18 protein-coding genes, 3 tRNA genes and 3 rRNA genes are annotated in these 17,463 nt (G+C 59.8%); 9 read left to right on the plus strand and 15 right to left on the minus strand.

Translation table 11 applies throughout. The annotated features are described in order from the left end of the window. Nucleotides 1-98: 98 nt before the first annotated feature. Nucleotides 99-428 (minus strand): cation transporter, encoded by a 330-nt coding sequence (locus O2K97_RS01550; RefSeq protein ID WP_021696243.1) that lies wholly within the window; start codon nucleotides 426-428, stop codon nucleotides 99-101. A 12-nt stretch (nucleotides 429-440) separates the two neighbouring features. Beyond that, on the minus strand, nucleotides 441-836 hold the full coding sequence (locus O2K97_RS01555) for a mercuric transporter MerT family protein (RefSeq protein ID WP_021696242.1): 396 nt from the start codon (nucleotides 834-836) through the stop codon (nucleotides 441-443). 77 nt (nucleotides 837-913) lie between these two features. On the opposite strand from O2K97_RS01555, the gene O2K97_RS01560 reads away from it, so the two are divergent. The 3 genes from O2K97_RS01560 to O2K97_RS01570 all read left to right on the plus strand — a co-directional run bounded on the left by O2K97_RS01560 (nucleotide 914) and on the right by O2K97_RS01570 (nucleotide 3,189). Continuing rightward, complete coding sequence (locus O2K97_RS01560; protein ID WP_045318677.1) at nucleotides 914-1,321, plus strand: MerR family transcriptional regulator; 408 nt, start codon at nucleotides 914-916, stop codon at nucleotides 1,319-1,321. Between the two features lie 168 nt (nucleotides 1,322-1,489). After that, nucleotides 1,490-2,122, plus strand: coding sequence for a hypothetical protein (locus O2K97_RS01565; RefSeq protein ID WP_269220181.1), 633 nt, complete (start codon nucleotides 1,490-1,492; stop codon nucleotides 2,120-2,122). Nucleotides 2,123-2,124: 2 nt separating this feature from the next. After that, nucleotides 2,125-3,189, plus strand: a complete 1,065-nt coding sequence (locus tag O2K97_RS01570; protein ID WP_269220182.1) for an ImmA/IrrE family metallo-endopeptidase — start codon at nucleotides 2,125-2,127, stop codon at nucleotides 3,187-3,189. Between the two features lie 65 nt (nucleotides 3,190-3,254). Here O2K97_RS01570 and O2K97_RS15650 read toward each other — a convergent pair whose 3' ends face one another. Continuing rightward, the gene (locus O2K97_RS15650) at nucleotides 3,255-3,761 is read right to left on the minus strand and encodes a DNA methyltransferase (protein ID WP_331276141.1); all 507 of its coding nucleotides are present in this window, start codon (nucleotides 3,759-3,761) and stop codon (nucleotides 3,255-3,257) included. Beyond that, complete coding sequence (locus tag O2K97_RS01575) at nucleotides 3,694-4,983, minus strand: ABC-three component system protein (protein WP_269220183.1); 1,290 nt, start codon at nucleotides 4,981-4,983, stop codon at nucleotides 3,694-3,696. The genes O2K97_RS15650 and O2K97_RS01575 overlap by 68 nt, the downstream gene beginning before the upstream one ends. A 604-nt stretch (nucleotides 4,984-5,587) precedes the next feature. On the opposite strand from O2K97_RS01575, the gene O2K97_RS01580 reads away from it, so the two are divergent. Further along, complete coding sequence (locus O2K97_RS01580; RefSeq protein WP_269220184.1) at nucleotides 5,588-5,794, plus strand: helix-turn-helix domain-containing protein; 207 nt, start codon at nucleotides 5,588-5,590, stop codon at nucleotides 5,792-5,794. Further along, nucleotides 5,791-6,111 carry a hypothetical protein gene (locus O2K97_RS01585; RefSeq protein ID WP_269220185.1) on the plus strand — a complete coding sequence of 107 codons (321 nt, stop codon included), beginning with the start codon at nucleotides 5,791-5,793 and terminating at the stop codon, nucleotides 6,109-6,111. Before O2K97_RS01580 ends, O2K97_RS01585 begins: the two co-directional genes overlap by 4 nt. Before the next feature lie 301 nt (nucleotides 6,112-6,412). Here O2K97_RS01585 and O2K97_RS01590 read toward each other — a convergent pair whose 3' ends face one another. Both O2K97_RS01590 and O2K97_RS01595 read right to left on the minus strand, forming a co-directional pair. Further along, nucleotides 6,413-7,081, minus strand: coding sequence for a hypothetical protein (locus tag O2K97_RS01590; RefSeq protein ID WP_269220186.1), 669 nt, complete (start codon nucleotides 7,079-7,081; stop codon nucleotides 6,413-6,415). 222 nt (nucleotides 7,082-7,303) lie between these two features. After that, nucleotides 7,304-7,540: a helix-turn-helix domain-containing protein gene (locus O2K97_RS01595; RefSeq protein ID WP_269220187.1), complete on the minus strand. Its 237-nt coding sequence runs from the start codon at nucleotides 7,538-7,540 to the stop codon at nucleotides 7,304-7,306. Between the two features lie 539 nt (nucleotides 7,541-8,079). Here O2K97_RS01595 and O2K97_RS15680 point away from each other — a divergent pair. Further along, nucleotides 8,080-8,319: an SHOCT domain-containing protein gene (locus O2K97_RS15680; RefSeq protein ID WP_419466073.1), complete on the plus strand. Its 240-nt coding sequence runs from the start codon at nucleotides 8,080-8,082 to the stop codon at nucleotides 8,317-8,319. Here O2K97_RS15680 and O2K97_RS01600 read toward each other — a convergent pair. Next, complete coding sequence (locus tag O2K97_RS01600) at nucleotides 8,312-8,470, minus strand: hypothetical protein (protein ID WP_269220188.1); 159 nt, start codon at nucleotides 8,468-8,470, stop codon at nucleotides 8,312-8,314. The genes O2K97_RS15680 and O2K97_RS01600 overlap by 8 nt on opposite strands. 49 nt (nucleotides 8,471-8,519) lie before the next feature. Next, nucleotides 8,520-8,846, minus strand: a complete 327-nt coding sequence (locus O2K97_RS01605; RefSeq protein WP_269220189.1) for a phage integrase central domain-containing protein — start codon at nucleotides 8,844-8,846, stop codon at nucleotides 8,520-8,522. Here O2K97_RS01605 and O2K97_RS01610 point away from each other — a divergent pair, their 5' ends adjacent. The 3 genes from O2K97_RS01610 to O2K97_RS01620 all read left to right on the plus strand — a co-directional run bounded on the left by O2K97_RS01610 (nucleotide 8,847) and on the right by O2K97_RS01620 (nucleotide 11,205). Beyond that, nucleotides 8,847-10,562 carry a TonB-dependent receptor gene (locus tag O2K97_RS01610; protein WP_269220190.1) on the plus strand — a complete coding sequence of 572 codons (1,716 nt, stop codon included), beginning with the start codon at nucleotides 8,847-8,849 and terminating at the stop codon, nucleotides 10,560-10,562. Between the two features lie 90 nt (nucleotides 10,563-10,652). Then, on the plus strand, nucleotides 10,653-10,814 hold the full coding sequence (locus O2K97_RS01615; RefSeq protein ID WP_153923917.1) for a hypothetical protein: 162 nt from the start codon (nucleotides 10,653-10,655) through the stop codon (nucleotides 10,812-10,814). 154 nt (nucleotides 10,815-10,968) lie between these two features. Continuing rightward, nucleotides 10,969-11,205: a helix-hairpin-helix domain-containing protein gene (locus O2K97_RS01620; protein WP_269220191.1), complete on the plus strand. Its 237-nt coding sequence runs from the start codon at nucleotides 10,969-10,971 to the stop codon at nucleotides 11,203-11,205. Between the two features lie 142 nt (nucleotides 11,206-11,347). Here O2K97_RS01620 and O2K97_RS01625 read toward each other — a convergent pair. The 7 genes from O2K97_RS01625 to O2K97_RS01655 all read right to left on the minus strand — a co-directional run bounded on the left by O2K97_RS01625 (nucleotide 11,348) and on the right by O2K97_RS01655 (nucleotide 17,438). After that, nucleotides 11,348-11,424: transfer RNA gene (locus O2K97_RS01625), tRNA-Met, on the minus strand. 87 nt (nucleotides 11,425-11,511) lie between these two features. After that, nucleotides 11,512-11,626, minus strand: a 5S ribosomal RNA gene (gene rrf, locus O2K97_RS01630). 85 nt (nucleotides 11,627-11,711) lie between these two features. After that, nucleotides 11,712-14,490 (minus strand): 23S ribosomal RNA (locus O2K97_RS01635). Between the two features lie 199 nt (nucleotides 14,491-14,689). Next, nucleotides 14,690-14,765, minus strand: a tRNA-Ala gene (locus O2K97_RS01640). Nucleotides 14,766-14,847: 82 nt separating this feature from the next. Further along, nucleotides 14,848-14,924: transfer RNA gene (locus tag O2K97_RS01645), tRNA-Ile, on the minus strand. Nucleotides 14,925-15,105: 181 nt separating this feature from the next. Beyond that, nucleotides 15,106-16,566: ribosomal RNA gene (locus O2K97_RS01650) — 16S ribosomal RNA — on the minus strand. The 16S, 23S and 5S rRNA genes sit together here with 3 tRNA genes alongside, the layout of an rRNA operon. A 671-nt stretch (nucleotides 16,567-17,237) precedes the next feature. Then, on the minus strand, nucleotides 17,238-17,438 hold the full coding sequence (locus O2K97_RS01655) for a hypothetical protein (protein ID WP_017505436.1): 201 nt from the start codon (nucleotides 17,436-17,438) through the stop codon (nucleotides 17,238-17,240). Nucleotides 17,439-17,463: the final 25 nt, after the last annotated feature.

The following is a 17,463-nucleotide window of genomic DNA, read 5'->3' on the forward strand; positions in this document are numbered from 1 at the left end:
GATGCACGCGATGCATTGCGTTGGTGGCCTGGTCCCACCCCCATGCGGGGGGGCGGGAGCTCTGGCGCCGATGAAGGCCGTCTTGTTGCCTGCGGGGCCTAGTTTTGTACGACGCGGGCGGGATAGCCGGCATTGGTCGAGGCGGCCGCGATCTGCGCGGCCGTGGCGCGCGCCGGGTCGTAGGTGGCGCGGGCCGTCTTTGCGGCGAAGTCCACTTCGACCGAGTTGACGCCCGGCACGCTCTCCATCGCCCTGCGCACCGTGATCGGGCAGGTGGCGCAGGTCATGTGCTCAATGGCGAAAGTCGTCTGCTGCTGGGCAGCGGCGGTCGCCGCCGGACGGTTCTGTGCCGGTCCATCAAACGCGACGGCGGCACCGACGCCAGCCACGGCCACAACGGCCAGGCCGATCAGAAATGTCTTTTTCATGGGTCTTTCCTCTCAGTAAAAATAGGGAGCCCACCAGTTGAGGGTGAGCGCGATGATGACGACGGCCAACCCGAACCAAAGGGCCAGTTTCGTGGTCCGCGCCGATTGCGGGCGAGCGCAGTAGGTCCCGTCCTCGCAGGGCGGCTTCGGCTTGAAATAGACGTGCCAGAACCCGTAGCCGAGCAGGGCCAGGGTGACGGCGGCGACATAGGGTTTGTACGGCTCAAGCGCCGTCAGGTTGGCGATCCACGCCCCTGAAATGCCAAGCATGACCAGCACCAGCGGAACGATGCAGCAGGCCGACGCCAGCACCGCGCCGATCAGCGCGCCGCCCGCGATCCATCGGCCCTGCTTCGCGCCCTCGTCCGGCGTTGATGCCGGTGGCTCCGGCTCCGGTGCTGAAAACATCGATAAGTTCTCTCGATTTCTTTCTGACTGATTTCAGCGTAATCCCTGTAGTTGCTACAGACACAAGGGCTTTTTTCATGGTGCTTCAGACGGGCTTGTTGCGGGCCCAATTGGCGAAGCTGACCGGGTGCAACCTCGAAACCATCCGCTATTACGAGAAGGTCGGACTGCTGCCCCCGCCGCCTCGTTCGGCCAACGGTTACCGGGTCTATTCGCCAGACCTGACGCAGCGGTTACGGTTCATCCTGCGTGCGCGGGATATCGGCTTCTCGATGGAGGAGACCCGCTCGCTGCTGGCGCTGACAGACACCGGGACCCAGACCTGTGCCGAGGTCAAACACAAGACCGAAGTGCAGCTGGAGGATGTGCGCGCCAAGATTGCCGATCTGCGGCGGATGGAACGGATCCTCGCCAACGCCGCCGCGAAATGCTCGGGCGGGGAAGTACCGGAATGCCCGGTTCTGGAGGCGCTTACGTCAGACTGAGGGCGCAGAGCGGACCCTGGTAAGGTCTGAAATGAGTCAAATCCAGTCGTACGACCGAGATCACTAACCACTGGCGAACTTTGGCGAGGGTGGACCGCGTGGACGAAGCCGCACCTTGACTGTCCCATTTTTCTGCCTCATATGAGGGAGAGATTTGGGACAATCGCCATGGCCGAACCGCAGATCATCTTTGCCGAAGACGTTGGCCCTGCGGTGGATCAGATGGCGTTGACCGTGGACGGGCTCGTCGACGCTGTCCGCTACGCTGATGCAGAGCGGGCGCTCTGCACTGCTCATGATCCCAAAGGCTTCGATCTCATCACGATGAACGCCCGCTTGGCGAGGGCGCTGCGCGACCAGTTCGTCGGGGAGGATTGGGAACTGGATGAAACAGACAACCAGCCGGGTATCCGTAACCCGCGGCTTAAGCTGCGGGTAATTCCCTGCAACTTCGATCAGAATGCTGGAAACCGCCTCGCTGACCCGACCAACTTGCGCGAGAAAGGCACCGCGTCGTCCTCCAAGGCTCAGTGCAACAAGACGGCTTGGCTTCCTGGGCTGGAGCCGGTCGCCGAAGACGGGTCGGAGGACTACGACACGTTTGTGCTCGGCACCTATGTCGATGACGACGGCATAGTACGCGCGGAACTGTCGCGTCCTTTGAATTTCTCCTCTGGGAAGTACACCCAGTTCCAACCTCGCATCATCCTCCTGACTGGTGACGAAGATTATGCCGGCGGTGATCGTAAGCCGCGCGACGAGCCCACCGAGATCATCGATATTGCCGTCACCCGGAAATAGAGATGTTCAACCCCGAACGTGTGGAGTTGGTCCGGCGAAGGCTGGGACTGACGAAGATCGGATTCGCTCAACGTCTTGGCGTCGACAGGAAGACAATCCAGCGCTTCGAGAAAGGCGAATACGACCTTCCGGAGGCGGCGAAGGCCAAACTCCTGGAAGTGTCGGGTTACCCGGAACCATTTTTCGGGCGGCCGACGCCAGAGTATCCGAACGCGGACGCCGTCAGCTTCCGGTCCCTGCGGAGCCTGACTGCCAGCTCGCGCGACGCGGCCATGGCGGCGGGCTCCCATGCCTATGACCTTAACGACTGGATCCAGCTCCGGTACGACTTGCCTGCCCATGATCTGATCGTAGATCGCGACCTGGCTCCAGTCGAAGCTGCCCTGCGGCTGCGCGCCCATTGGGGTATCGGCAACAGACCAATCAGCAACATGCTGAACCTGCTCGAAGCTCACGGCGTTCGCGTTTTCTCGCTGGTGGAGGAGACGCGTCACCTCGACGCTTATTCACTTTGGCGCAACGACGAGCCCTATGTTTTCCTAAACACGCTGAAAACGGCAGAACGCAGCCGTTTCGACGCGGCCCACGAACTGGCCCACTTGGTCATGCACCGCCACGTTGGGTCCGGGCATCCAAGCGCTGAGGCTGAGGCTGATGCGTTTGCCTCTGCGTTTCTGATGCCGCCGGCAGACCTGAGAGCAGAACTTCCGAGGGTAAGAAGCCTCAACGATATCATTGTGAAAAAGAGGCGGTGGGGCGTTTCGGCGGCCGCCTTGGCCTACACTCTGCATAAGGCTGGTAGGATCAGTGATTGGACCTATCGCGGCTTTTGCATCGAACTAGGAAAGCATGGCCGTTCGTATGAGCCGAACCCAATGCCTCGGGAGGTATCGCAGGTCTGGACGAAAGTTCTGACTGACCTCTGGCGACAAGGTGTGTCCGTCTCGCGGCTGGCACAACAGCTTGATCTGCCGGAGCGGGAAATCAACGCGCTTCTATTTGGAATAGCGGCGCCGCCGGTCACCAACGGGCCGGGTGAGGTATCCAAGCTGCGCTTGGTGAACTGACTAAAGATGCTGCGCCCCCCACGGCCGCTGTCAGCTTGCACCTGGCGTCACGCGCGCACGGGCGGCTAGGCATCGGCTTTCTTGCGGCGTTTGAGCTTCGATGGCGCGGCAAGCAAGCCCGCCGTCATTTTCTCATAGAGGGCGAACAGGTGTTCCACGCGCTCGCGGTCGCTGTCGAACGGTGCCCTGCGGTAGAGGCGGTCGACAGCCTGATCCAGCGCCCGGTGAGCGCGGCGCAAGTCGGCCGGCATGACGTCGGGGTCGTAAAGGTCTGCCAGGATGGTCCCCGGATGAGCGTCGCGGGCGTCAAGGATCGCCTGGCCGAATTCGAGGCTCAGCCGGTTGTTCATGATGTGGTCCATCATCCACATCGCGGTCTCGGCGATGCGGGCTGGAAACTCGTCGATCTCGACGCCGTAGAACTGGTCGACGTCGACCTTGGATAGGGCAGTGGCCTCAAGGTCGCGCTGGCCCGTGGGATAGAGGGCCTTAAGCACCTCGATCTCAAGCGCGCGAAGCTCTCGATAGGCGATAATCAGGAAGTTGCCGCAGCCGCAGGCCGGGTCGAACAGATTGAGAGCAGCGAGGCGATCCTGGAACGCCCGGAGGGCCGCCTCGCGCCCGCGCCGCAGGCCCTTGATACGGGACAGCTCGGCCCGGAGGTCGTCGAGAAACAACGGCTCGATGACCTTCAGGATATTCTTTTCGGTCGTGTAGTGGGCACCCTTCCCGAATACGCAGGTGGGAAGTCTCCGTCTCCGCCCAGTTGTAGAGGGCCCGTCCGGCCTTTTTAAAGTGGTCATCGCTGTCGCTGTCTCCGAGACTTTCGAAAACGATCTCCCTGTAGCGTTCCCACTCATCGATCAGGCGCGCCTCGTATTCCTCTATCTCGCCCGCGATCAGCAGGTCTTCCCGCGCCCAGGCCGATCTCTGCTCGAAGGCCCGATAGTAGTCGATAATCGCCTTCTGCAGGCGCGTGGGCGACACGTCGATGTCGCGCAGTTGAACGACGAAGAGGCGGGAATCGTTGGCTACGTCGATCGCGCCATCCGGATGCTGATTGCCGAAGGTGATGGGCAGGCTATCGACGCGATACTCATCGGCGATGACCATCATCCGATCCGAGACCTCATACCCGGTGACCGCTTGAGTCCGCGCCCCCGTAAGGAGAGCGATCATGACCCCCGACCACCAGCCCTCCAGCCGCTCGAACACGACGCCCCTAGCGTCCCGGCGCACGGTTCTGAGGTGTTGGTCCATGACAAGCTGCGGGATCGCATCAATCCGTGGCGCATCGTCGAAGATTACGATCCTGCGGAAAAAATCCCCGCGTTCCGCCTCGGTTAGCGCCTCCAGAGAAGTCCGGATCGCCACCAGCGCTTTTCCCGTGCTTGCGGCCAGAGCTCCCATTGCGGTCTCAGCTCGCCCGGGGCCGTCCAGCTCGTCCTCGGTGAAGCCTTTCAGATAGGAGTCCGGGCCGATCGTGGCGGTGGTGAACAGCGCGAATTCGGCTGCAGAGCCAGCCCTGCCGTCGTTTTCATAGTGGTTGAGCCAGACTCGCACCGATTTCCAGAAGTCCGCGTCCAAGTCGGTCAGCCGCGTGCCAGGCGCCCGATGCTTCAGCGAAAGGAGCGATTTGGAGCCGGAGCTGTCATCGAAATCGAGGTCGTCGCTCTTTTCGATCAGAAGGTTCGTCGTCTCTGGAAGCGCCAGGATCCGCAATAGGGCCAGACGTGGCTGGTACATGAAACCCAAGGCTGAAGCAGCCGCCGAATAGGGTGAAGCCTCCGTCATATCCCCCTCCGAAACTGCCTCGCCACCCGTGAGGGACTGCCCGTCCCAACCTATCATTCTGGCAGCTCCAACTGTAACCATAACGTGCAGCGCGATCTGTCCGAGATCAACCCAAACTGCGGTATTTCACTTGGTCAGCTACCCCGGCCTCATGCACGGGACGCTCAGGCTCGCTTGGATGCCGATGTGAGCCCCCTCCCAGCACCGAAGAGAACGCAATCAACACCGTCAGTCTGTGATTTGGCGAGTTCATTTTGCGCAGCAAGGGATTGTGGCCAGGCGCTGATTGAAGACGGCAATAAATGGATGCCGCGATGCGTGACGTGCAGCCCATCCGGAAGAGGTGGCAGCCCCCGATCCACATCGACGAAGGAGCTAGGCTTCGGAGGCCGCCGCACCCTCCTGCGCTCTCCTTCGAAAGCAGACACTCTGAATCGCCGCAACGAGTCAGAAGCAGTCTGACCACGCGCTAACTCATACTTGCCCGCATCCAAGCGGAGCTGCACCGATCGACAGGTGTGATCTTTTAGGCTTCTGCGCTGGGCACTGACCAGCCTCGAGCTGAGATTCCATATCGCCGCCCCATCGCACTAGGAGCGTCGAGATGCACACCACCCAGCCCGCCCTCATGTCGGTTCAGGCGTTCTGCGCCTGGGCCGGGATCGGGCGCACGAAGGTTTACGAGGAAATCGAGGCGGGCCGTCTTCAGACGGTGACGCTCGGCCGCCGCCGCCTCATACCGACCGCCGAGGCGGAGCGGTGGCTGGATCGGCTGCTGGACAAGGCGGCCGCCAAGGACGTTTTGTCGTGAAACGCGCCAGCAAACACGGGCCGGTTCGCACAACCTATGACAGCCCGGAGATGTCCGAGGCCATCGACTGGTTCATTCGCCACGGTTATCGCCCCTATCGGGTTTCCGCCCATCAACTGAAATGGCGAAGCCTGAGCTATTATCCCAGCACCGGCACCGTGCGACCGGATGATACGCCCAGCGTGAAGGTCAAAGGCCTTGCCGCACTCGAACAGGCCATGTGCGACATTCTCGGCGAACAGACGCTCCCGCTTGGGATGGAGTCGATGCCGCAAGACGCCATTCGCTCGACCACTGACCGCACACTCGAATTGTGAACCGCTTGACCATGTGCGATTTTCGCGGAGGCGGATCGGTTATTCCCGTCTGGTCTGCCCCTGCTCTTCATCTGCACACGGACTAAACTGCGGCTGATCAGCTACTCCCACTGCATCAGCATTCCCTGCTTTCTGATCTCCCTGATTTGCGCCGGAAGAACCATTCAAATGGAATGGTCGTCCGGCCCGTATCGCCTAGGTATTTTCGGTCCTGATTGTCCTTTGGCAATCAATGGCCTGACCTCATGGCGCCTCCGGTTTTAGGGGCCAAGCCTCCGTTTTGCTATCCGGGGACAGCGTCTCACCATCGAACTTTCAACGCCGCCAAGTCCCGTTCCACCCGACCAGCGGCCAGATAGCGATCATCATAAAAAGGCCTTCCGTCAGCCGTGAGCGTGATGGGCCAGTCGGGATGACGGGCAACTTCGGCCCCACGCCGCGCACTCAACGCCCGCGACGATCCCGACCGCTGGCCCAGAACCAATCCAGCCTGTTCGCAAGGCCGATTGATCAAATTGGTAGCAAGGATGTTGCCCTTGGTGCGATCCCATATCGGTGTCGGCTCGTCGGGATTCAGCCCCTTCGAGACATACTGGAACAACTGCCACTGGGCTTGAACATCGGAGTGGCGGCGGACGTTGCCTCGGGACAGGTGCACCGTTTGGATCGGCTGCCCTTCGGCCTTCGTCAGGGGCGCGATGCCCGTCACGGTTTTGACCGCGCGCATAGCCCATGCGAGGCAATCGGCCTCATGCCATCGCTCCAGGCTCATGAGGACGTGGCTGTGATCGCCCAACTTACGACCATTCTCACGAACCCAAACCCAGGCTTCCGGCAGATCACGTTCCCGACGCCATTTCCGCATCAGTTCCATAAAGGCCTTGTGAGCGGACCACGCCGCAACGCCTGACAGGCCGACAGAGCCCCACGACACCGTCAACATCCAACTCAGCACGGAGCCGGTGCCCAAGGAGTGTCGGGGTAGTCTGGCCTCGGCTCTCGCTCAGGCTCGCGCCATAAGCCTACGGGAGTCTCGCTGGCCGGCCGCTGCTCGCGCCATGAAGGCGATCCATGCCGAACCACCCGCCTTTGTTTTGGCCGGGATGCTCTTGGGTGCGATGCGTGGTCCGCGATCATTTTCGCCCTTGCCGCCGTACGCCAGGGCGCTGGCCGCCTTGGCGGAGGGACTGCTTCAATCGTCGCCCGTCGATATGGACTCACCGTCAGGCCGGAGCAGGTCGAGGTAGTCCATGCTCAGAGCCACCGCCAACGTCACCACCATCTCGACGGTCGGGTTCCTACGGCCCGCCTCAAGCGAAGACACATAGAACTGGCTGGTCTCGGCGCGTTCGGCCAACTCCTCTTGAGTCAGGCCCTTTAAAATCCGCGCGCGGCGGACGTTTCGGCCCACCAGCGCGCGAATATCCATTCGCCGAGCGTGGCGTTATCGGCCAGGTCGCGGTAACAACTATAATTGTTATTCGTCGTCGGAGGGGACATGAGAAGACTTATGTTAGGCGCGGCTTTGTGCCTGCTGACGCCGCTGTCTGGATGCGCAGACGGAGCATCGAAAGACCCTCCGGCAGAGATTGCTGAAGCGTGCGTTTCGACAGCGTTAGGCAACGGTGTTCTTTATGCGCCGGAGTGGGTCAAGCCGATGATCGGTGCGACCTCGGCGATCTCCTGGGAGCCGTTAGCGGATAGGAAGGTCATCTTTCGCAGCGACACGACCAACCCTCTCAACGGGGACGTCAAGCAGGTGTCAGTCCTATTTGCGCCCACGACTTCGCCAGCGAAAACCGAGGCCTACTGCAAAGGCTATTACGAGCCGATCCTAGTCGACGTGGATGGAATGGAAGAGAGCCCTGACGCCCTTAAGCGGCAACTCTGGCACCCGCATGAGATGGGATTGTCGCACTACAACGGACGAGTTCCGCAAGGCGTCCCGTTGACGTTGGAGTACGCCCAATGAACGGTCGGATCGACAGCCTCGAACGTCTGGCTCGGCTGCATCAAGATGGGGTGCTGACAGACGCCGAGTTCGCTCTGGAGAAAGCGAGACTGTTGGGCGGTGACGAGCCGAGATCGTCAGAACTGCCGCAATCGCCAGCAGCCATGCCGGAAGTAGCGGCGAACGCAGTGAACGCCGTCGGGCCAGATGACAACGACCTGCTGGCCCCGAGCCGATGCGTTATGGCCGCTACATAGCCGATGGTTCGAGCGCCTCGGGCCGTTGATCGTCCGAGGCGCGGCCTCGGACGCAATGCTTCGCCCAATCCTCCATCATGGCGCGGCGGCGTTCCAGAGCGTCGCCGCGCCGATAGGCCTGCTCGGCCTGATCGCCGATGCTGTGGGCCAATGCCTGCTCGGCGAGTTCACGAGGATAATCGGTCTGGTCGCCCGCCCAATCACGAAAGGCGCTGCGGAACCTTCGGCAGCAGTTGATCCATGTGGCCCGTCCATCGCGCCGGGTTCTCCCCGGTCCGCCAGCCCTGAGCCTTGGCGGCGTTCAGCACCTGTTCGATGTAGCCTCGGGCCATTTTCGCCGTTTCGGCCTTCACCGACCAGATCGGCTTTAGAACCGCCAACACGTCCTCGGTCGTCACGCCATCGACCCGGATGTCTCGCAGGGCGGCCGCATGGACGGTCAGCGCCCGCTTCCAGCGTTCGAGACTTTTGGGCGAGCGGAGCTCAGCCGACCCGTCATTCGCGGCCTTAGCGGGCCGCGCGTCCAAGTGCTGACCAACGGTATCGGCCTGATCGACGCGAGCTCTGTCTCGCCCGACCACGCCGTGGCCACCGATCCGGCCGAGGCCAATCGTATCGAGATCATCCGCGGGCCCGCGACGCTGGTCTATGGCGGCTCGGCCATCGGCGGCGTGGTCAATGTTCTGGACGATCGCATTCCCACCGAGATCCCCGAGGGCGGCGTGTCCGGCGTGGTCTCCACGCAGGCTTCCAGCGTCGATGACGGCCGCAGCGCCTTCGGACGCGTGACCGTCGGCAGTGGAAACTTCGCCTTCAATGTCGATGGGGTGAAGCGCAAGACCGACGACTATGACATCCCGGCTCCGGCCATTTCCGCCAGGCGCGCCGCCGCCGAAGGCCTTGCGCGCGAGGACACCGGAACCCAGCCCAACAGCTATACGGACCTGGAAGCCTGGGGCGTCGGCGGTTCCTACATCGGCGACAAGGGCTTCGCCGGCGTTTCCTACAAGAACACCGACAGCGAATACGGCACGGTCGCCGAGGAATCGGTCTTCATCAAGCTGAACCAGAAGCGGTGGGACGCGCGCGGCGAATACCGTTTCGACAGCGGCCCCTTCTCGGCCCTGCGCGGCTCCTATGGCCATGCCGACTATACTCACACCGAGTTCGAGGCCGTGGGCGAGCCGGGCACCATCTTCAACTCCGATGGTTGGGAAGGCCGTGCGGACCTCGTCCAGCGCGAACGCAACGGCTGGAACGGCGCAGTGGGCGTCCAGGCCCTGTCGCGTAACTTCCAAGCGATCGGCGAGGAGGCCTTCGTGCCCAGCGTCAAGATCGACGAACTGGGCCTGTATACGGTGCAGCGGCTGGACCTCGGCAACCATGGTTTCGAGGGCGGCCTGCGCTATGACCGGCGCGAACTCAGCGGTACGCCCATCGGGGGCGCAAGCGAAGTCACGCGTGAGTTCGACAACTGGTCGGCGTCCGCCGCCGCCTTCATCCGCCCGGCCGCCGGCCTGTTCCTGGGCCTCAGCCTGGCCCACAATGAACGCGCGCCCAGCGAGGTCGAGTTGTTCGCCGACGGCGTCCACATCGCCACCGCCGCCTACGAGACCGGCGACCTCACGCTGAACTCCGAGAAGGTGACGACGCTGGAGGGGACCGCACACTATGACCGCGGCCGATTCACCGGCGATCTGCACGTCTATCACTCCTGGTATAACGGCTTCATCGACGAACGGCCGACGGGCGACCAGTTCTATTTCGAGGAAGAGGACGAGTTCTTCCCCATCTATCGGTTCGTCCAGACCGACGCGAAGTTCTATGGCTTCGAGCTGGAAGGCGCCTATGCGCTTTGGCAGGACGGCGATCGCAAACTGTCGCTGGAAGGCGCGGCCGACTATGTCCACGCCCAGACGGACTTCGGGCCTGCCGCGCGGATCCCGCCCTACTCCGTCACCGGACGTCTGGCCTGGACATCGACCAGGTTCGACGCCAGCGCCGAGGTTCGCCACGTTGGCGAACAGGACCGGGTCGCCAACGAATTCGAACTGCCGACCGACGACTACACCTTGGTCAACGCTTCGGTCGCGGTCCGCCCCTTCGCCCAGCAGAACGTCACCCTGTTCGCCGAGGCGCGCAACCTGACGGACGAGGAAGCCCGCGAACACGTGTCCTTCCTCAAGGACATCGCCCCTCTGCCGGGGCGCAACCTTCGGGTCGGCGTCGCCTACCGCTTCTGACGAACATCGAGAGCCTTCGGCGCAGCCTTGGTTGCGCCGAAGGCTCACACGCGTCGGCGAACGCGAACCGCCTCCGTGCGTTGATCGCCCATGACCGACAAAGAACCCCGCAAAGTCCCGATTGGCTACGAAGACCGGCCCGACAAGCCGACACGCGGCGCCTTTCGCATCACGGCTCTCGCCATAGCGGCCGCAGCCGTCGTGTTCCTGACTCTGATCGCGGTCGTCGTCATGCGAAGCGGCGGGATCTAGGGGCTCACGGCCTTCCGACCTGTTTCAGGACGTGGCTGGCTGTACGTCCGCCCCAAGCGCCTGAACTTTTCACCAGCCCGCGAAGTCGCCAGCCCGCGCAACCCCGCGGCCACCGGCGGGGAGGCTGTACTAGGGGCCGGAAGAGATGATTGACTTGAACACCGCCACTGCGGGCGAGCTCGATGGCGTCGAACTTTTGCGTGGCCATGGCTTTGAGATTGTCCGCTATCGTGAGGAACGCGGTCTGTTCACCAGCCTTCGCCAGCTCGACGGAGTGCCAGGTCTGGCCCAAAAAACTGATGGCATCGAGGCGCACCTTTACGTCGAACCCGGCGACGCCAGCGAGGCGATGTATTCCATCAAACGGGTGTTCGTAACCTCGGTGACGTGACGCTGCCGCATGGATTTCTATCTGTTGGAATGCTTGGGCAGGTTCGGTCTTCAGGTCCACGGCAGTTTGGCCGCGTCTCGGCCTCTGACCGCACGGCAGCAGAAAGCCCCACGGCTTTTGGCGGTGGGGCTTTTTGTTATTCTGGGTGCGGGAGTAGGATTTGAACCTACGACCTTCAGGTTATGAGCCTGACGAGCTACCGGGCTGCTCCATCCCGCGGCAAACGGTAGTGTATCGAGAAGGAAGAACGGTTCGAGAAGGACCGCGATAGCGGTGTTTGTTCATCATCGGCTGTCCGCCTGGTAGACCCGGCGGCGACCTACTCTCCCGCGCCTTGAGACGAAGTACCATTGGCTCTGGAGGGCTTAACGACCGAGTTCGGAATGGGATCGGGTGGGGAACCTCCGACATAGCCACCAGGTCAACCAGGGGGACAGCGGATGATGAGAAGACATTGTCTGAGATCGTTCTGGTCTGAACGATCATCGAATGAGTTTTGCTGAGAAACGATCAAACCGATCGGATTATTAGTACCAGTAAGCTTCATGGGTCGCCCCACTTCCACACCTGGCCTATCAACGTGGTAGTCTTCCACGATCCTCAGCGAAGCCTTGTTTTGAGGTTAGTTTCCCGCTTAGATGCTTTCAGCGGTTATCTATTCCATACTTAGCTACCCTGCTGCACAGCTGGCGCCATGACAGGTACACCAGAGGTATGTCCATCCCGGTCCTCTCGTACTAGGGACAGATCCTCTCAAGCTTCGAACACCCACGGCAGATAGGGACCAAACTGTCTCACGACGTTCTGAACCCAGCTCACGTACCACTTTAAATGGCGAACAGCCATACCCTTGGGACCTGCTCCAGCCCCAGGATGTGATGAGCCGACATCGAGGTGCCAAACTTTGCCGTCGATATGGACTCTTGGGCAAAATCAGCCTGTTATCCCTAGAGTACCTTTTATCCGTTGAGCGATGGCCCTTCCACTCGGGACCACCGGATCACTATGGCCGACTTTCGTCTCTGCTCGACTTGTCAGTCTCGCAGTCAGGCGGGCTTATGCCATTGCACTCGACGACCGATTTCCGACCGGTCTGAGCCCACCATCGCGCGCCTCCGTTACACTTTAGGAGGCGACCGCCCCAGTCAAACTACCCACCACGCCATGTCCCGGGACCGGATAACGGCCCTCGGTTAGACGTCAACGACAGTAAGGGTGGTATTTCAAGGACGACTCCACCAGAGCTGGCGCCCCGGTTTCATAGTCTCCCACCTATCCTACACATACGGTCGCTAACGCCAAGGCGAAGCTATAGTAAAGGTTCATAGGGTCTTTCCGTCTGACCGCGGGAACCCCGCATCTTCACGGGGAATTCAATTTCACTGAGCCTATGCTGGAGACAGTGGGGAAGTCGTTACGCCATTCGTGCAGGTCGGAACTTACCCGACAAGGAATTTCGCTACCTTAGGACCGTTATAGTTACGGCCGCCGTTTACCTGGGCTTCAGTTCGACGCTTTCACATCTCCCTTTAACCTTCAGGCACCGGGCAGGCGTCAGACCCTATACGTCGCATTGCTGCTTCGCAGAGCCCTGTGTTTTTGCTAAACAGTCGCTACCCCCTGGCTTGTGCCACTCAGTCCTGCTTGCGCAAGGTGAGTCACGCTTATTCCGAAGTTACGCGTGCAATTTGCCGAGTTCCTTCAGCATAGTTCTCTCAAACGCCTTGGTATGCTCTACCTGACCACCTGTGTCGGTTTCGGGTACGGTCTCTGCTGGAGTTATTTCCTGGGACAACGCCCCCGCACACACAATCCAATAAGTGGGTACGAGTTAAGCCATCCGTCACTTCCAGCTGGTGCAGGAATATTTACCTGCTTCCCATCGACTACGCTTTTCAGCCTCGCCTTAGGGGCCGACTAACCCTGCGCAGATTAGCTTTACGCAGGAACCCTTGGTCTTTCGGCGAGAGTGTCTCTCACACTCTTATCGTTACTCATGTCAGCATTCTCACTTCCGATACCTCCAGCCAGGCTCACGCCTGACCTTCACCGGCCTACGGAACGCTCCGCTACCGCTTGCAGTAAACTGCAAACCCATATCTTCGGCGCACGGCTTGAGCCCCGTTACATTTTCCGCGCAGGATCGCTTGATCAGTGAGCTGTTACGCTTTCTTTAAAGGATGGCTGCTTCTAAGCCAACCTCCTGATTGTCAAAGCAATCCCACATCGTTTCCCACTTAGCCGTGACTTGGGGGCCTTAGATGATGGTTAGGGTTGTTTCCCTTTTCACGACGGACGTTAGCACCCGCCGTGTGTCTGCCCGATAGTTCTCTTGGGTATTCGGAGTTTGGTTAGTATTGGTACCGCTCGCGCAGCCCGCAACCATCCAGTGCTCTACCCCCCAAGGAATTCGTCGGACGCTCTACCTAAATAGATTTCGCGGAGAACCAGCTATGTCCAGGTTTGATTGGCCTTTCACCCCTATCCACAAGTCATCCCAGAATTTTTCAACATTCACGGGTTCGGTCCTCCAGTTGGTGTTACCCAACCTTCAACCTGCTCATGGATAGATCACCTGGTTTCGGGTCGTCATACGTCGAACTTAGCGCCCTATTCAGACTCGCTTTCGCTGCGCCTACACCTAACGGCTTAAGCTTGCTCGACACATGAAGTCGCTGACCCATTATACAAAAGGTACGCCGTCACCGCGCTTGGCGGCTCCGACTGCTTGTAGGCTTCCGATTTCAGGATCTGTTTCACTCCCCTTGTCGGGGTGCTTTTCACCTTTCCCTCACGGTACTTGTTCACTATCGGTCGTAGAGGAGTACTTAGGCTTGGAGGGTGGTCCCCCCATGTTCAGACAGGATTTCACGTGTCCCGCCCTACTCGAGTCTCTTGCTGTTTGATGACTACGGGGCTTTCACCCACTATGGCCGACCTTTCCAGATCGTTCGTCTTTATTTCACAAGAGCACTGGCCTGGTCCCGGTTCGCTCGCCACTACTACGGGAGTCTCGGTTGATGTCCTTTCCTCCGGGTACTGAGATGTTTCAGTTCCCCGGGTTCGCTTAATGAAGCCTATGTATTCAGCTCATTATACCTTTCAACAATCCGCCAATCGCTGCCCCGAAGAGCAGAGTTGGAAGACTGTAAAGGTGGGTTTCCCCATTCGGAAATAACCGGATCAAAGGGTGCTAGCGCCTCCCCGGTTCTTATCGCAGCTTGCCACGTCCTTCATCGCCTCTCTACGCCAAGGCATCCGTCAGAAGCCCTTCAACGTTTGATCGTTTCTCAGCAAAACTCATGCTTGGTTTATTCCGCCCGACTGGAAAGATGCCGGGGGACCAAGCCTGATTTTTGTCAGACAATGTCTTCTTCTCGAACAGGACCTCAAAGCTCAGGGGAGCCGGTCACGTTCTTCCTTTACGATATCAATGCCAGCCGACGAGCGCCGACGAGCAATTCTTGATGCAATCACAAGATCCTGGTGGAGCCAGACGGAGTCGAACCGACGACATCCTGCTTGCAAAGCAGGCGCTCTACCAACTGAGCTATGGCCCCATTCCGAGGAACGGTGCGAAGCCCAGGAGAGCTGTCGGCGATGCCGTCTTGAGGCTGAGAACCCCCAGCGAACCAGAAGTCCTGGTAGGCCCGGGCAGACTCGAACTGCCGACCTTACGCTTATCAGGCGTACGCTCTAACCACCTGAGCTACGGGCCTATGGCAGCGACAGCCGGGTCATAGACACCCAGGCTCGCGATCGCGTCACCAACTCAACGACCCGTATGGTCGAGGCGTCGATGACGAAAGTGGAAAGAGAAACGGAGACGGCGGCGTTCCGCCGTTTATTGGAGCCTCAATAGACAGTCTCGTGAGAGACGGCCTGGAGAAGCATCCTTAGAAAGGAGGTGATCCAGCCGCAGGTTCCCCTACGGCTACCTTGTTACGACTTCACCCCAGTCGCTGACCCTACCGTGGTCGCCTGCCTCCTTGCGGTCAGCGCAGCGCCTTCGGGTAGAACCAACTCCCATGGTGTGACGGGCGGTGTGTACAAGGCCCGGGAACGTATTCACCGCGGCATGCTGATCCGCGATTACTAGCGATTCCAACTTCATGCCCTCGAGTTGCAGAGGACAATCCGAACTGAGACGACTTTTAAGGATTAACCCTCTGTAGTCGCCATTGTAGCACGTGTGTAGCCCACCCTGTAAGGGCCATGAGGACTTGACGTCATCCCCACCTTCCTCCGGCTTAGCACCGGCAGTCCCATTAGAGTTCCCAACTAAATGATGGCAACTAATGGCGAGGGTTGCGCTCGTTGCGGGACTTAACCCAACATCTCACGACACGAGCTGACGACAGCCATGCAGCACCTGTGTCCTAGTCCCCGAAGGGAAAGCCACGTCTCCGTGGCGGTCCAGGCATGTCAAAAGGTGGTAAGGTTCTGCGCGTTGCTTCGAATTAAACCACATGCTCCACCGCTTGTGCGGGCCCCCGTCAATTCCTTTGAGTTTTAATCTTGCGACCGTACTCCCCAGGCGGATTGCTTAATGCGTTAGCTGCGTCACCGAAATGCATGCATCCCGACAACTAGCAATCATCGTTTACGGCGTGGACTACCAGGGTATCTAATCCTGTTTGCTCCCCACGCTTTCGAGCCTCAGCGTCAGTAATGAGCCAGTGTGTCGCCTTCGCCACTGGTGTTCTTCCGAATATCTACGAATTTCACCTCTACACTCGGAGTTCCACACACCTCTCTCATACTCAAGACACCCAGTATCAAAGGCAATTCCGAGGTTGAGCCCCGGGATTTCACCCCTGACTTAAATGTCCGCCTACGCTCCCTTTACGCCCAGTAATTCCGAGCAACGCTAGCCCCCTTCGTATTACCGCGGCTGCTGGCACGAAGTTAGCCGGGGCTTCTTCTCCGGGTACCGTCATTATCGTCCCCGGTGAAAGAATTTTACAATCCTAAGACCTTCATCATTCACGCGGCATGGCTGCGTCAGGCTTTCGCCCATTGCGCAAGATTCCCCACTGCTGCCTCCCGTAGGAGTTTGGGCCGTGTCTCAGTCCCAATGTGGCTGATCATCCTCTCAGACCAGCTACTGATCGTCGCCTTGGTGAGCCTTTACCTCACCAACTAGCTAATCAGACGCGGGCCGCTCTAAAGGCGATAAATCTTTCCCCCGAAGGGCACATTCGGTATTAGCACAAGTTTCCCTGAGTTATTCCGAACCTAAAGGCACGTTCCCACGTGTTACTCACCCGTCCGCCACTAACTCCGAAGAGTTCGTTCGACTTGCATGTGTTAGGCCTGCCGCCAGCGTTCGCTCTGAGCCAGGATCAAACTCTCAGGTTGAGTTGACTTCTGACCTAAGCATCGGACCGACCGAAGTCGTCCTTGGCATTAGTTCTACGTATTTTATTGACGAGTTCCCACGTCATCGATCCGAAGACCGACGCATGGTATCTTTTCAAAAAAGACCGCAGATAGTCAGTGTCGTATGATGACCTCTAGGGTCATCGCAAGAACACCGCCGCCTGCGTTTCTCTTTCCAAATCAACAATGTCAAAGACCTGGAACCTCCGGAGAGGCCCGACCGTTTAACGCCGTGTCGTCGGCGGAGGCGGCGATTTAGAGAACCGCAAACCCCGTGTCAACCGCTCTTTTCAGAGATCTTTCGGAGAGAAGAGCGAACCCTTCAGACCGCAAGAAACCACCGGAGGAAAGCGAGGCTTACCTCTAAAAACCCGTCGGCGATTCGATTGGAGCGCGGAACCTAGTTAAACCAACCGATGAAAGCAAGAAGTTTTTCAACTCTTTCTTTCGTGGGACCTTGGAGATTTTCATCCCCGCCGCCCCGCCGGCCGGCCCGTTTCCGAGCGAGGCGGCTCTATACGGAGACGTGGATTTGTCAGCAAGCGGATTCTGATGATGCGGGGGAAGTTTCTCGCAGACTCATGATCGTCGATCAGGAATCGCAGTCCTCGAGCCTATTCGGGGCCTGCAAATCCGGGCGTTTCGCCGTTTCAGGCCCCGCCGAGACGCGACATCAGTTCCGGATCCTGCTCAGAGGCCGCGACCTCATCATCGAAGGCGCGCTGGGCGTCCGCCTCTTCCGAGAAGGTCGCCGGGTCGGACAACCGCAAGCTTGAGACCGCGTAGACATCGCCCTTCAGCTCGAGCGTGACGCCGCTGCGGGCGTGGAGGATGCGGGCGTCCATCGTCATTGGGCTGGTCTCCTGTTCCGATGCA

The organism is Brevundimonas vesicularis (genome assembly GCF_027105095.1).
Lineage (GTDB): Bacteria > Pseudomonadota > Alphaproteobacteria > Caulobacterales > Caulobacteraceae > Brevundimonas > Brevundimonas vesicularis_E.

Excerpts from the sequence above, each read along its gene's own strand:
- O2K97_RS01550 (WP_021696243.1), bottom strand. The coding sequence starts at position 428 with ATGAAAAAGACATTTCTGATCGGCCTGGCCGTTGTGGCCGTGGCTGGC.
- O2K97_RS01555 (WP_021696242.1), bottom strand. The coding sequence starts at position 836 with ATGTTTTCAGCACCGGAGCCGGAGCCACCGGCATCAACGCCGGACGAG.
- O2K97_RS01560 (WP_045318677.1), top strand. The coding sequence starts at position 914 with ATGGTGCTTCAGACGGGCTTGTTGCGGGCCCAATTGGCGAAGCTGACC.
- O2K97_RS01565 (WP_269220181.1), top strand. The coding sequence starts at position 1,490 with ATGGCCGAACCGCAGATCATCTTTGCCGAAGACGTTGGCCCTGCGGTG.
- O2K97_RS01570 (WP_269220182.1), top strand. The coding sequence starts at position 2,125 with ATGTTCAACCCCGAACGTGTGGAGTTGGTCCGGCGAAGGCTGGGACTG.
- O2K97_RS01575 (WP_269220183.1), bottom strand. The coding sequence starts at position 4,983 with ATGACGGAGGCTTCACCCTATTCGGCGGCTGCTTCAGCCTTGGGTTTC.
- O2K97_RS01580 (WP_269220184.1), top strand. The coding sequence starts at position 5,588 with ATGCACACCACCCAGCCCGCCCTCATGTCGGTTCAGGCGTTCTGCGCC.
- O2K97_RS01595 (WP_269220187.1), bottom strand. The coding sequence starts at position 7,540 with ATGGATATTCGCGCGCTGGTGGGCCGAAACGTCCGCCGCGCGCGGATT.
- O2K97_RS15680 (WP_419466073.1), top strand. The coding sequence starts at position 8,080 with ATGAACGGTCGGATCGACAGCCTCGAACGTCTGGCTCGGCTGCATCAA.
- O2K97_RS01615 (WP_153923917.1), top strand. The coding sequence starts at position 10,653 with ATGACCGACAAAGAACCCCGCAAAGTCCCGATTGGCTACGAAGACCGG.
- O2K97_RS01655 (WP_017505436.1), bottom strand. The coding sequence starts at position 17,438 with ATGACGATGGACGCCCGCATCCTCCACGCCCGCAGCGGCGTCACGCTC.